Source organism: Mesorhizobium sp. M0077, from assembly GCF_040322955.1.
Lineage (GTDB): Bacteria > Pseudomonadota > Alphaproteobacteria > Rhizobiales > Rhizobiaceae > Mesorhizobium.
In genome coordinates this window covers 507,536-520,713 of the sequence record NZ_JAMYUL010000001.1, presented here as the reverse complement: position 1 = coordinate 520,713, position 13,178 = coordinate 507,536, and the positions used below count along the sequence as shown (strand labels likewise).

Annotated in this window: 9 protein-coding genes; 4 read left to right on the top strand and 5 right to left on the bottom strand. The window is 60.6% G+C overall.

Annotation, left to right across the window (positions count from 1 at the left end; translation table 11 throughout):
- Positions 1 to 71: 71 nt before the first annotated feature.
- Entirely contained in the window at positions 72 to 2,078 is a 2,007-nt protein-coding gene (locus NKJ57_RS02470; protein WP_352510436.1) for a heparinase II/III family protein, read from the bottom strand.
- 16 nt (positions 2,079 to 2,094) lie between these two features.
- Here NKJ57_RS02470 and NKJ57_RS02465 point away from each other — a divergent pair, with 16 nt between their 5' ends.
- Together NKJ57_RS02465 and asnB are read left to right on the top strand one after the other, a co-directional pair.
- Positions 2,095 to 3,336 (top strand): glycoside hydrolase family 5 protein, encoded by a 1,242-nt coding sequence (locus NKJ57_RS02465; RefSeq protein WP_352510435.1) that lies wholly within the window; start codon positions 2,095 to 2,097, stop codon positions 3,334 to 3,336.
- Between the two features lie 223 nt (positions 3,337 to 3,559).
- Positions 3,560 to 5,449 (top strand): asparagine synthase (glutamine-hydrolyzing), encoded by a 1,890-nt coding sequence (gene asnB, locus NKJ57_RS02460; RefSeq protein ID WP_352510434.1) that lies wholly within the window; start codon positions 3,560 to 3,562, stop codon positions 5,447 to 5,449.
- 18 nt (positions 5,450 to 5,467) lie between these two features.
- Here asnB and NKJ57_RS02455 read toward each other — a convergent pair whose 3' ends face one another.
- Positions 5,468 to 6,586, bottom strand: a complete 1,119-nt coding sequence (locus NKJ57_RS02455) for a glycosyltransferase family 4 protein (RefSeq protein ID WP_023671802.1) — start codon at positions 6,584 to 6,586, stop codon at positions 5,468 to 5,470.
- 168 nt (positions 6,587 to 6,754) lie between these two features.
- Here NKJ57_RS02455 and NKJ57_RS02450 point away from each other — a divergent pair, with 168 nt between their 5' ends.
- Positions 6,755 to 8,194 (top strand): lipopolysaccharide biosynthesis protein, encoded by a 1,440-nt coding sequence (locus NKJ57_RS02450; protein WP_352459815.1) that lies wholly within the window; start codon positions 6,755 to 6,757, stop codon positions 8,192 to 8,194.
- A 40-nt stretch (positions 8,195 to 8,234) separates the two neighbouring features.
- Here the strand turns inward: NKJ57_RS02450 and NKJ57_RS02445 are convergent, their stop codons facing one another.
- Genes NKJ57_RS02445 through wecB form a run of 3 tightly spaced genes read right to left on the bottom strand, consistent with a single transcriptional unit; the run spans position 8,235 to position 11,519 of the window.
- Complete coding sequence (locus tag NKJ57_RS02445; protein WP_023725122.1) at positions 8,235 to 9,038, bottom strand: WecB/TagA/CpsF family glycosyltransferase; 804 nt, start codon at positions 9,036 to 9,038, stop codon at positions 8,235 to 8,237.
- Positions 9,035 to 10,372, bottom strand: coding sequence for a UDP-N-acetyl-D-mannosamine dehydrogenase (gene wecC / locus NKJ57_RS02440; protein ID WP_023686301.1), 1,338 nt, complete (start codon positions 10,370 to 10,372; stop codon positions 9,035 to 9,037). The genes NKJ57_RS02445 and wecC overlap by 4 nt, the downstream gene beginning before the upstream one ends.
- Positions 10,365 to 11,519, bottom strand: a complete 1,155-nt coding sequence (gene wecB, locus NKJ57_RS02435; RefSeq protein ID WP_023737705.1) for a non-hydrolyzing UDP-N-acetylglucosamine 2-epimerase — start codon at positions 11,517 to 11,519, stop codon at positions 10,365 to 10,367. Before wecB ends, wecC begins: the two co-directional genes overlap by 8 nt.
- Before the next feature lie 609 nt (positions 11,520 to 12,128).
- Here wecB and NKJ57_RS02430 point away from each other — a divergent pair.
- The gene (locus tag NKJ57_RS02430; RefSeq protein WP_023686303.1) at positions 12,129 to 13,169 is read left to right on the top strand and encodes a glucosamine inositolphosphorylceramide transferase family protein; all 1,041 of its coding nucleotides are present in this window, start codon (positions 12,129 to 12,131) and stop codon (positions 13,167 to 13,169) included.
- Positions 13,170 to 13,178 lie beyond the last annotated feature (9 nt).

Below are 13,178 nucleotides of genomic sequence, written 5' to 3'. Positions count from 1 at the left end.
GATCAACGGTGTCAAAACCGCTAAATATCTGAACGTAATTAATGTCGAACGCTGCGCCTGCAACCTGCCCGTTATCGGGTCTGCGGCGGACTTGGCGCGAGCCGGATGACTACTCCCTTTTCGCCTACTTGGCCACGCCATGCGAGGCGTTCGGCTGGCTGCCTTGCACCAAAACGCGGCGAAACCCAGCCGCCCTGGCCCGGTGTGTCGCCGCCGGAACGGATGTGGATCGCTGCGTCTGGAAAGTGGATAGTCATCAAAGGTTCAGCGCCGCGCAATATCGTGACAATGTTTCCATCCCTGTTGGCGTGGAGGTCGGCGGCGAGTTGGAAGACGATCTCAGCGACGCGGCTGCCGCCGAGCAGTTGGTCGGTCACGAGGATGCCGTCGCCATCGCGTGTCACGGCGCGTTGATGCACAACGCCGAAGCGGCCTTTGTACCCGTCATGTCGGGCACACAGCCTCCAGTGCGGCCCCGGCTCGCTCTCCACCAATGTCGCAACCGCCTTGTGCGACCAGTTGAACGCCCCGGAGATGATGCTTTGGCTTTTACCCTCTAGGTTCAGCGTGTTGTGCGCCGGCGTCGAGCGGAACCAGTCGCGCCAGCCTCCCCCCGAACCATAGAGCCATGTGCCGGGGTCGACCAGCACCGGATCGCCGTCAATGCACAGGGTGAGCGACAGCGCGTCGGCATGACCGTGCGCCGCTATCGAAAGGTAGCCCAGCGGGCCGTGGTCGTATGTCAGATGGACGTTGCGACCATTCATCTCGCCGCGCCAGACGGAGAGCCCGCCTTGCGTGAATGTATGCAATCCATTCGGCACCGGCGCCGGCCGCGGTGGCGCGCCGAAGAAAAGCGCACGAAAATCGCCAGGCTCCGGTGCGCTGCCCGGCATCCGTAGAAAACCACGGATGGCGGCCGCGACCGATCCGACATAATCGGTTTCGCCCCCCAGCGTGATCACGCGGCCTTCATCATTGTCGCCGAAGCCGCTGGTTTTCGGCGGGAGCCAGCCTGCGAAATTGGCGAAAGCGGCCAAACGCGCTTCGACGGGCTGGGGAAAAGGCAGTCCGGCCTGGCGCGCCGCCGCAGCGCACAGCAGGAAAAGTTCGGCACTGAAGGCGGCGTAGGTCGGGGTCTGCTCGGCCCCGGCGCCATCGGCCAGGATCTGTTTGAGCACCTCAGCCAGGAGCGACTCGCGAGCCACCTCGGCCCCGAAAGCCAGACCGATCAAATATTCGCCAGCCAATTCCGCGACGAGATGGTTGTTGGCGGACGAAAAACGGGAGGGAAACCGCGGCAGCCAATAGGCGCTTGCCGCCAGTATTTCACCGACTTTTTCTCGCGTCGCCGCGCCAAGCCGGTCGCCGACGAGGTCGAGCGTGACAATCAGGCTGATGGCTCGTAGCGCGACCTCGATGCCCGAGGCCCAGCCAACGCCCCGAAATGGTGGGTTGGCGAAATGCCAGCTCTCGATCGCCGCCTCGATGGCCGCACGGGATTGATCATCGCCGGTGAGAAGCAGATGGGCAGCCAGTGGCGGCAGTTGCTGCAGCCGGTTGATTTCCCAGACATATTTTACATCGCCACGGCCGGTGGCATGGCGAAAATCGATATCGAAAGTATGGGTCTCGGGGCCTGGCCAAAGCCGGCCGGTCACCGGATCAAGGCGCCAGAGCTCGGGTGGAAAGAGAGTATAGGGGTCTCGCTGTGGCCAGGTCTGCCCAAGTGCTGAAAACTGGCCCCGAAGAGTGTTTTGCGCAGCCGCCTCGATAGCTTGCCGCTGGGCTGGTGTCGCAGCGGCCGGCACAGCATTCCGCAATCCGTGCAGCACCGGGTGCAACTGCGGCGACGCATAGCGCTGCCAGCCGTTGTCGCGGCGGCGCGAAACGGTCCTCCGGCGCTGCTCGTCCAACCGATGCAATATCTCGGCCAACTCCATGCTGCGCAATCGGTTGAAATACCACCCGACCCTCATCCGCGCTCCGCCAAGATTTTGATCCTCATACACCATCCCGTCGAAAAAGCGTGTGGCGGCATCCTCTTTTCCGTTCCCGCGGTTAATATCTTCGGCCATGACGCGGAGTTTTGCGATGAGAAAAGTTGTCTACGTCATAGCGTGCGCGCTTGGCATGGCTTTGTCAGCCGAGGCGGCGCCGATCCCGCTTGAGCGCGGCGTCGGCGTCCATGAATGGCTCAACTGGTCGCCGGTGGAGAAAGATGGTTCCTACAAATGGCCGCCCTATCGCAGCGAGAAGGAATGGCTTGCGGGCGGCAGGCCGCTCACCGATTGGCCGGACGGCGACCAGTTTGATCGCATTCGATCCATGGGCTTCGACTTTGTCCGGCTGAGTGTCGACCCTGGCCCTCTGCTTGCCAGCGAGGGCGCCAAACGACAACAGGCGCTGGACATGCTTGCCGCTGCGGTGCAGCGGGTGGTTTCAAGCGGGCTCAAGGTGGTTTTCGATCTGCATGGCGTCAGCCAGGTTCCGGCCTACAGCATGGAAATGATCTATGGCGGGGCCGACAGCGAGGGTGTTGCCCGCTATCGCAAAATGGTAGTGGCGGTGGCTGCCATGCTGATCGAAATTGGCGCCGACAAGGTCGCCCTCGAGCCCTATAACGAGCCCGCCTACTACCCTTGCGATTCAAGCGGCAGCGATGACTGGCAGCGGATCATGGCAGGCACGGTTCGCGATATTCGCGCCGTCAGCAGCGAACTCACCATCGTCGCGACCGGCGCCTGCGGCGGGAGCATCGCGGGACTGGTCAACCTGGACCCCAACTTCGACGACCCCAACGTCTATTACAGCTTCCACATGTATGATCCGCACAGCTTCACGCACCAGCGGGCCGATGACAAGAACGCTTTCTCCTCCGGCCTTCCCTGGCCTGCCGACGCCAGCACGCCCGAAGTGGTCGCCGAAACCCTCAAGGCGCAGATGGACGCCGCCGGCTTGAGCCAGATCGAAGAGGTGATGAACATGGCCTCGGCGCGTGAAACGATCGCCCGATACTTTGAGCAGAATTGGGGGCAGAGCCAGCTCGAAGCGGGTTTCCGTCAGGCGGTCGACTGGGCTGAAGCCCATGGCATAGCGAGCCGACGCCTGTTCGTGGGCGAATTCGGCGTTATCTTGATGTCTGCGGATGGCCGCATGGGAGCTTTCGATGCTGATCGCCTGCGCTATCTCATGGCAGTGCGCAGAGAGGCGGAACGTTTCGCGATGCCGTGGTCGGCCTGGGAATTCTCCAATCCTTACGGAATGAGTGTTATCCAACCCAAGGGGCCTGCGATCCCGGACCGGGAGATGTTGCGGGCACTAGGCCTGCGATAACTCGTCATCGGGTCAGGATCGGTTCGAGCGGTCTGCCTGGTTGCTGGCGATCAATTGCGTGGAAACCCAAGGACTGTCGTCTCCAGTTGCAGCCGAGAGGGCCTGATCGAACCAAATCAGGCTCAGTTTTAAAATCACTCCACCGAGCAGCTATTTAATATATTCGCTGTAGATTGGTGTCCTCGATCATACGCAAACAAGGGAAAGAGGGCCAAGGGAAAGAATGTGCGGAATTGCCGGCTGGATTGGGCGCAGGGTCGAGAAGCCACAAGATCGGGCCGTCGGGATGTCGAATGCCTTGCAGCATCGTGGTCCCGATGCCGAAGGCATCGAACTCTTGGACCTGAATACAGGCGAGGACCAGTTGGCATTGGTGCATCGCCGCCTGGCGATTATTGACTTAAACGCCGATTCAAATCAGCCGATGCAGACCGAGGACGGACGGCTCCGGATTATTTTCAACGGCGAAATATACAACTACATCGAGCTGCGTGAGGAGTTGATCGGTCTCGGTCACCGTTTTCGCACACGCTCCGACACGGAAGTGCTGCTCAGGGCTTATGACCAGTGGCGCCTGGCCATGTTCGACCGATTGAGCGGGATGTTCGCTTTTGCGCTATGGGACGCTCAACGGCGCGAATTGATCCTCGCTCGCGACCCCTTTGGAAAAAAACCCCTTTACCTCATGCAAGGCAGAAATTTGCTGTCGTTTGCCTCGGAGATCAGCGCGTTGTTGTCTGCGCAGCCAGATGGCCAGCAGCTCGATCTGGATGGAGTGCGCGAGTATCTGACCTGGCGTTACGTGCCTGGACCGCGGACGCTTTTCAAACAGATCCGTAAGCTCAACCCGGGAAGCTACGCTGTGTGGTCGCAAGGGGAAGTAACGGAAACGCGCTATTATGCGCCCCCGGATCAGACCGATCTGACAGCGGATATCGATCCAGGAACCGCCAAGCGACGATTTCTGGAATTGCTCGACCGTTCTGTCGAGATCAGGATGCGCAGTGATGCGCCGTTTGGCGCCTTTCTATCCGGGGGGCTCGACTCGTCGGCAATCGTTGCCCTGATGACCAGGCACAGCGACAACCCGATTCGTACGTTTTCGGTCGGTTTCAGCGAACAGGCTTACAGCGAGCTTCCATTCGCCCGGCGCGTCGCCGATCATTTCAAGACCGATCATTGCGAAATCGTCATCCAGGCGGATGACCTGATGAATCATCTGCCTAAGATGGTCCGCCATCGGGGGGCACCTGTTTCACAAAGTACGGACATTCCAATTTACCTGATGTCGGTTCGAGCCTCGCGGGACGTCAAGATGGTGCTTACGGGCGAAGGGGCGGACGAGATTCTCGGCGGCTACCCCAAACATCGCGCAGAGTCTCTGGCGGGTGTCTACCGGTCACTTGTTCCAGCGTCGCTTCACAACAATCTCCTCGCCCCTTTGATGCGCGCATTGCCCGGCGCATCGGCCAAGTTCGACATATTTGCCCGAAGCGCGGGTGAACGGGACTTTGCAACCCGGATGATCTCCTGGTTTGGAGCCATGACGGCGCGGGAACGCGATTCGCTCCTCGGTGGGTTGGCCACTTGCGGCCATGACTGCAACGATTTCCCGTTCTCTTCGAGTGTGACGGAATCTCATCTGCGCCGTGTGTTGTTTTTTGATCAGACATCGTGGTTGCCCGACAACCTCTTGGAACGGGGCGACCGAGTGATGATGGCCGGTTCAATCGAGGGGCGAATGCCATTCCTTGATCGCGATCTGGTTTCCTTCGTCAGCCAACTGCCCGATCGTTACAGGCTGGGCCTCCTGCACAGCAAACAGATCCTGCGCGACTGCATGGCCGGCATGGTTCCCGACGAGGTCCTCAACCGCCCAAAGATCGGCTTCAAGGTGCCCGTCGCCGAATGGTTCCGCGGGCCGATGAGCGATTATGTACGGGACCATCTGTGTTCGTCCCATTCGGTCATCCGTAGCTATTTGAGCGCCAAGAAGCTGGACCAGATTGTCAGGGAGCACGCCGAGCGCGCCGCGGACCACGAAAAACTGATATGGGCGCTTTTGAACCTGGAGATATTCCACCGCGAATTCGCGCTTGGCCCGCCGCAGTGACGACAATGAAGGACAGCGTCAGCGCTTGACCGATCGCGCCTCGGACGCGACCGATCTCCAGACATCGCAGATCGCGTCGACAAACGGTGCAAGCTCAAGCCTTTCCCGGTGCACCGCCATGGCGGCGGCGCCAAGCCGCGCGCGCAGCGCCGTATCCTCGACCAGCCGAGTTAACGCCTCGGTCAACGCCGCCACATCGCCGGGCGGCACCAACAGACCGGATTGTTCGTGGGTGATGATGTCCTCGACCGCGCCAACCGGGGTGGCCACGACAGCCAGGCCGGCCGCCATGCCTTCGATCACCGACATTGGCAGATTTTCGGCGAACGAGGGGAGCACCAGAATATCGGCCGAAGCGATCAGTGATGCGACCTCGTCAGGTCCCACCCAGCCCGGAAAAGCAATACGGTCGGCAATCCCTAGAGCGACCGACCTCGCTCGTGCCGGCTCGACCTCACCATCGCCGGCGATCGTGGCACGCCAACCCCTGAGATGTTTCATCCGCTCCAGCGCCTCGCCCAACTGCGGCACGCCCTTTCGCTCGCCGATGCGGCCGAGGAACAGGATGTGCACGTGATCGCCTCCGCCGACATGCGCCAGGGAAGGAACTGCCGTGGCGTTGGGAACGATGACAATATTGCCGCCGTTCGCCGGTGCCCGGCTGGCGACGAAATCGCGCCAAAGCCCCCCGAGGACAATCACCCGGCCGGCATGCTCGAACAGAGCCCTGATACGGCGGCTCATGAAACTATGATCATCTTTCCAGAATGTCTGATACTGCGCCCCATGCAGATGAAGGACATATGGTATGGACAACAGCCTGGCGCAGGCGGCGATCATCATCTTGCGATAGGTGCTGCCGGAGACCGATATATTGATGTGAATGACGTCGGCGCGTCTGTCGAGGCGGGCCGCAAGCATCCGCGCGCAAAAACCAAGCATGTAGAAGATCGAAAGCCCGACATGTCCCGGGCCACGGCTGGAAAGAAAGCGCAGATCGATGTCGGCGATCTCTTGCCGTTCGAACTCCTGCTTCAGCGCCCCCATGATCCGGTCGATGCCGCCTTGTCCCGAAACGCCCGAGGGCGTTGCGACCAGGACATGTATTTTTCTATTGTGGGCGAGACGCTGCAACATGACACCATTTGGATTGCGGATGCCGGGTGACCGTAAAGCAAAGGTTCCAAAAAAGGTTTACGACAAATCTTTTGGTTCAAACTGTATCCGTTCACCCTTTGCCGTCATCATGCTGGAATTCCCGTCGGTCAACGATTAATCGACGGCAAATTTTCCGGGAACAACCCTTTGCTGCTCCGTTCCACACTCATCTATGGCCCAGCTATTCTGCTGACGCGGGTTTCCGCTCTGCTCCTGCTGGTCGTCATGACGCGGCTGATCGACCAGACCGAGTATGGCCTGCTGACCCTGGTGGTCACCGTGGGCGAAATGACGGATGTTGCCGTTACCAACTGGCTGCGCATTGCCTTGCTGCGGCTTGGCGGAAAAGGCGACGTCAGCCGTGGCAGCCTGATGCTTGCCGGACAGGTATTGCTTGTCACCACGGTGCTGGCCCTGATCATATCCGTGATCGCCTCGGCGGTGATCGTGCCGGAGCGCTGGATCGAATTTGCAATCGCCGTCTGCAGCTATCTGATTGCCGGCTCCATCAGCCGGTTCGCGTTGACGGTGCTGCAAATGCAGCAGCGTCATTCCCTCTATTCGATGCTTGAATATCTGCGCGGCCTGCTGCAACTCGCCTTGCCGATCGCCGCCATCCTTATCTTCCAACGCTCGTTTCTGACGGTATCGCTCGGCTCGAGCCTCGCCGTGCTGATTGCCGGCATCGTGGCGTGCGTGGTGGCATCCGGGCGCGTTATTGGCGGCCCGCCGCGCTTCACCCACAAGGAGTTTTTTGCCCTCGGCGTGCCCCTCGTCATCATGGCGCTGGTCGGTTTCGGTCTCAACAGCGCTGAACGCGTCTTCCTCAAGCTCTACTACGATGCCGGCGCGGTGGCTGTCTTCGCAGCCGCCTACGCATTGGCTCGGCAGCCGATCGATATGGTCGCCAACGCAATCAACATGGGCGCATTTCCAGAAGTGGTCAGCCGCTTCGACGAAGAGGGATCCGAGGCGTCCGGGCGGTTGTTGTCGCAACTCATGGCCTTGATGATACGCCTTTGCCTGCCGGTCGCAGCAATGCTTATCGCGCTCAGCGGCGACATCACGCGACTCCTGCTGCCCGCGGAATATCATGGTCGCTTCGGTCTGCTGTTTCCGATCATCGCCTTCAGCGTTCTTTGTGCCAATCTCACAAGCTTCGTTTATGGCGTCGTGGTGCACGCACATAAGCGGCCGTGGTTGCTGATCATCGCCAATTCCTTCGGCTCGGTGGCAACGATTTCACTGTCTTTTATGTTGATTCCCACCATGGCGGAGGTTGGCGCGGCGTTGGCGTTGGCGGGCGGATCGCTGGCAGGTCTTGCAGCCTGCATCGTCATCGCCGAGAGGCTCACGCCGGTGCCGGTTCCCTGGCGCGACATCGCTGTCTCGGCCATCATTTCTATCTGCACCGGACTGGCCGCCAGCCTTGCCAGCACTGCGCTGGGCAATATGCCGGCGATCTTTCCGCTCGCGGCGGGCGGTGTCGCCGGCGCTGCGGCTTTCCTGGGACTGACCTGGTTGTTTCACCCCGCGGCCGTGACGCAGTTCATCGGCAAGCTAAGGGCACGGCTCCGGATCGCATAAATCCCGCGCAATGAGGCATGCTTGTCTGAAAGTCGCGAGCCTACGGATTGACGTTTCGGCGTCCCCGGCGAGACCAGAACTCACGCCACAGCAGCAGTGCATAGGCGGTGTTGGTATCGTAGTAGCGGCGCCACAAGCGTCGCGGCTCCTGCGCCACGCGAAACAGCCACTCCAGGCCCGCCGCCTGAACCAGTTTCGGTGCCCGGGCGACCTTTCCACCATAGACGTCGAAGCTGCCGCCCACGCCCATGACGAAACTCGGAGCGAGTACGTCGCGATAGCGCTTGAGAAAGCGCTCCTTGCTCGGCGTCGGCATCGCCACAAACAGGCAGTCGGCACCTGAAGCGTTGATGGCCTCGACGATCGCGGCCTCTTCCTCCGCCTTGAAATACCCATTGCGCCGGCCGGCAATGGCCAGGCTCGGATGATCTCTGGCAAGTCGGCTTTCAACTGCGTCGAGAATGTGCTGTTCAGCGCCCAAAAGGTAGGGGCGATAGCCACGCTTGGCGCACAGCGCAAGCAGGTTGATCATGACGTCGACGCCGGTCACACGCTCCGGCAACTCGACGCCGCAGAGCCGCGCGCCCCAAAGCACGCCTTTGCCGTCGACATTGACCATATCCGCCCCGACGACATCCTCGCGCAGTTCGGCATTCTTGCGCATGTTCACAAGCTTGGCGACGTTCACGACAACATGATGAAGCGGTCGCCGCGTCGCCATCGCCTCGTCTGCGATGGCCAGCGTCTCGGCCATGGTCAGCGCATGGATGGTCGCACCGAGAAACTCGCGGCGGCGTGATGCCAATAGGGAGTGTTGCGCCCATGCCGGGTCATGCGAGTTCATGCCGCTTCTCCGGTGCGAGCGAGAGACTGCGAGCGTTCCATTTCGGATTTCTTGCCTTCGATGCGGGCGTCGGGCTTGCGCGCCTTGCGCCAGGTCCACAGGCCCCGTGTGTCGACGAGCTTCTTGTCCTTGAGCGCTTCGGGATCGATCAGATTGAATTGTCGATGGTCGACCAGCAGGACGACGATATCGGATTGGTCAATAGCGGAAAGTGCATCGGTGAACATGACGCCGCTGCCCTCGAGCTCGTGTGGCAACTGACGCGCATTGGGCTCGGCAGCGACGATCTTGATATTGGGAATCTTGGACAGAAGCTTAACAACCTCGACAGCCGGGCTCTCGCGCATATCGTCGATATTGGGTTTGAAGCTGAGGCCAAGACAGGCGATCGTCTGCTTGCGGGTCGGGTCGAGCAATGCCTCGATGTCCCTGACCACCGACAAGGGTCGCTCGGAATTGATGCGCCGTGCCGAACTGATCAGCCGCGTATTGTTCGGTGCGGCGTCGATGATAAAATACGGATCGATCGCAATGCAGTGGCCGCCCACGCCCGGGCTCGGCTGCAGGATGTTCACGCGAGGATGCCGGTTGGCGAGATCGATTACCTCCCAGACGTTGAGCGACAGATCCTGGCACACCGCCGCAAGCTCATTGGCGAAGGCGATATTGACATCGCGGAACGCATTTTCAGTCAGCTTAACCAGTTCCGCGCTTTCGGCCTGGGTTATGAACAGGTCGCCGGCGACGAAGCTTGAATAGAGTGCCGCTGTCCGCTCCGAAGACTTTCGGGACAGTCCGCCGATCGAGCGATCATTGTTGATCAGCTCGGTCAGCACCTTTCCCGGCAGCACGCGCTCGGGAGAGTAGGCGACCAGGACGTCAGCTTCCTCGCCATGCGCGACGGGAAATTTGAGATCGGGTCGCAGTTCCGCGAGCAGCGCTGTCATGACACGCGTCGTACCGACCGGCGATGTTGATTCCAGCACCACCAGGTCGTCCCGTTTTAGCACCGGAGCGATGCTTCGCGCTGCCGCAAGCACGTAGCTTACATCCGGCTTGCGGTCCGGGGTGATCGGAGTTGGAACGGCGATAATATAGGCATCGGCCGGCTGAGGCGTGCTGAATGCCTTGAGCTTGCCATTGGCGACAACTTTCTGGATCAAACCATCCAGGTCCGGTTCGATGATGTGGATTTCGCCGCGGTTGACCTTCGCGACCACCGCCTCGTTGATATCGACACCGATGACATCGAGTCCGCGGCTGGCAAAAATGGCACAGGTCGGCAGGCCGATATAGCCCATGCCGATAACGGAAACGGTTTTGATTTCAGCCATGATTCAGCAATTCCTCAACGATCCGGCTCGCAGCTTGGCCATTGCCGTATGGATTGTGCCTCTCCGCCATGCCGCGATAGACGCTCTCATCATCGAGCAGGCTATTGGCATTGGCCAGAATTTTTTCGATATCGGTGCCGACCAGCCGGGCAGTACCAGCGGCGATCCCTTCGGGTCGCTCCGTGTTTTCCCGCATCACCAGCACCGGCTTGCCGAGTGAAGGCGCCTCTTCCTGCACGCCGCCGCTGTCGGTCAACACCAGGTAGCTCTGTTTCTGCAGGTACAGGAACGGCAAATAGTCCTGCGGGTCGATCAGGTGGATGTTCGGCACCGTCCCGATTTCGGCCTCGACCACGGAGCGCACATTCGGGTTGGGATGGACCGGGTAGATGATCTGCACATCCCTGCGCGCCGACAATGCCTTCAGCGCGGTGCAGATTCTCTGGATGCCGCCATCGAAATTCTCACGGCGATGACCGGTGACGAGTATCATTTTCTTGGTCGGATCGATGAAGGGGAAACGAGCGGCGAGCTTGGCGTTCATCAACTTGTCGGCATCGATCTCGCTGGAGAAATGCAGCAGCGTGTCGATCACGGTATTGCCGGTTACGAAGATGGTGTTCGCAGCCTTTCCTTCGGCGATGAGATTGTCGCGCGCCTCGGTGGTCGGCGCAAAATGCCAGGTGGCGATGTTGCCGGCAATCTTGCGGTTCAGTTCCTCCGGAAAGGGAGAGTTGATGTTGTGGCTGCGCAATCCCGCCTCGATATGGGCAACCGGAATGCGCTTGTAGAAGGCAGCTAGAGCCGCGGTCATCGCGGTGGTTGTGTCGCCCTGGACGATGACGATGTCCGGCTTCGCCTTCTCCAGCACCCCCGCCATTCCGAGGAGCACGCGCGAGGTCACGTCGAACAACGTCTGACCTGGCTGCATGATGTTGAGATCGTAGTGCACCGGCAGGCCCGTCAGTTCGATGACCTGATTGACCATCTCGCGATGCTGGCCCGTCACACATATTTCCGTGGTGAAGCCTGGATGGGCGAGCGCGGCCCGCGCCACCGGAAAACATTTGAGCGCCTCCGGCCTCGTGCCGAACACGATCAGCAGTTTTCGCCTTGAGGGCAAGTTCGGATGTGAAACGGCGTTCATGGTTGACCCTGGTCACCGAAAGCGTGGGCGCCCGGCTGACATGTGCTTTCAGCCTAACAATAGCGCCCTGAACCGCCTTCGTATTCAAAAAAATTAACGTATGATTAACGCTAGAGTCCGCAGCCCCCCTTGGGCAACCCTTGCCAGGAACTGTGGGGAAAGATACCAGAGCAAAGCCATTTTTTGCTTTAACGAGAATAGCTTGGGTTGACTAATATTTTAATCATCGGCCACGCCGTCGCATCCCGGCGCTGGGAAAATGAGCTTTTCATGCGGTTGGGTGCGGCAGGTTATGTGGTCTCGAGTTGCCACGCGCCGGCGCCGGCGCCAACCGCTCGGGGGCTGGACACTGTCTTGGCGATCGAGAGCCGGCGTTTCGGTCCCTCGCTGGCGGGCCGGTCCGAGCCGTTGCCGCCCATCGATCGCGGCCCTCCGGACCTCGTCATAGATCTCACTGCCAGCGCAACGGGGCAAGACGCGCCAGTCCTGAGGCTCGAATTTTGCGGTCGCAACAGCTTTCCAGCCGGCGTTGCCGCAATGTTGGCGAGCGGACAATTGCCTGAACTTGGCGCTCGCCTCGATGGCGTTGTCGTGGCCCAGGCTAGACCGATGCTGGCAGACAGGCTCTGGCTATCTCGAAGCTGCAACGACCTGCTCGCCGGCGCCATGTCGCTGATCATGCAAACCGTCGCCCGCTTCTTTGCGGGCAAGCTTGTGCCGGTAAGCGACAACCCGGTGCCGATCCTGAAGAACGACAGTTTTGTTCGACACTATGTGCCCTTTTTCGGCAGGGCTTTGATCGATCGCGCCGTGCAAAAAATCAGGCGGGGACGACGCCCCTTCTATTGGCAGGTTGCCTATCGGGTGATCGACGGACCAGGCATCGCCGAAACCGGGCAACTCGACGGCAAACCGTTCACAGTCCTGCCGGACGATGGCCAACGCTTCTATGCCGACCCGTTCGTCTTCGAGGCCGACCGCCGCCATCATCTGTTTGTCGAGGAATTCCCCTACGCGACGAGTCGCGGCGTGATTTCCGTCGCCGAGCTCGGTGACGATGGCACTTTCGGTGTTCCAAGGGTTGTATTGGAGGAAGCGCACCACCTGTCTTATCCGCAGGTGTTCGCACACGATGGCGAGATTTTCATGATCCCCGAAAGTGGTTCGGCTCGCGAACTTGTGCTCTATCGCGCCGCGCAGTTTCCCGACCGCTGGGTCCGCGACACGGTGCTGATGGCGGACAGGGATTTCAACGACGCGACGCTGCTCGAATCCGACGGTCGCTTCTGGCTGGTTGGAACGGAGCGGTTCGGCTACGGCAGCGCGTCGGACACGATGGCGGTCTATTGCGCACCCTCGCTGCGCGGGCCATGGGTCGCCCATCCGCTCAATCCCATTGCCGTCGATCATTCGGCCACCCGGCCGGGCGGCGCCTTTATCCGCCACGACGATGCCCTGGTGCTGCCGGTGCAGAACGGATCGAGGGCCTATGGCGGTGGTCTGGGGCTGATGCGGCTTGAGCGACTCGACGCGTCCGATGTCCGTTTTGCCTCGCCCCGGCCGATCGGCGCGGGTCCGGCATGGGCACGCACGGGCATTCATACGCTTAACCGCGCCGGCAATGTCGAGGTCGTGGACAGCGCGGGCTGACTGAAGCGC

Excerpts from the sequence above, each read along its gene's own strand:
- NKJ57_RS02470 (WP_352510436.1), bottom strand. The coding sequence starts at position 2,078 with ATGGCCGAAGATATTAACCGCGGGAACGGAAAAGAGGATGCCGCCACA.
- NKJ57_RS02465 (WP_352510435.1), top strand. The coding sequence starts at position 2,095 with ATGAGAAAAGTTGTCTACGTCATAGCGTGCGCGCTTGGCATGGCTTTG.
- asnB (WP_352510434.1), top strand. The coding sequence starts at position 3,560 with ATGTGCGGAATTGCCGGCTGGATTGGGCGCAGGGTCGAGAAGCCACAA.
- NKJ57_RS02455 (WP_023671802.1), bottom strand. The coding sequence starts at position 6,586 with ATGTTGCAGCGTCTCGCCCACAATAGAAAAATACATGTCCTGGTCGCA.
- NKJ57_RS02445 (WP_023725122.1), bottom strand. The coding sequence starts at position 9,038 with ATGAACTCGCATGACCCGGCATGGGCGCAACACTCCCTATTGGCATCA.
- wecC (WP_023686301.1), bottom strand. The coding sequence starts at position 10,372 with ATGGCTGAAATCAAAACCGTTTCCGTTATCGGCATGGGCTATATCGGC.
- wecB (WP_023737705.1), bottom strand. The coding sequence starts at position 11,519 with ATGAACGCCGTTTCACATCCGAACTTGCCCTCAAGGCGAAAACTGCTG.
- NKJ57_RS02430 (WP_023686303.1), top strand. The coding sequence starts at position 12,129 with ATGCTGGCAGACAGGCTCTGGCTATCTCGAAGCTGCAACGACCTGCTC.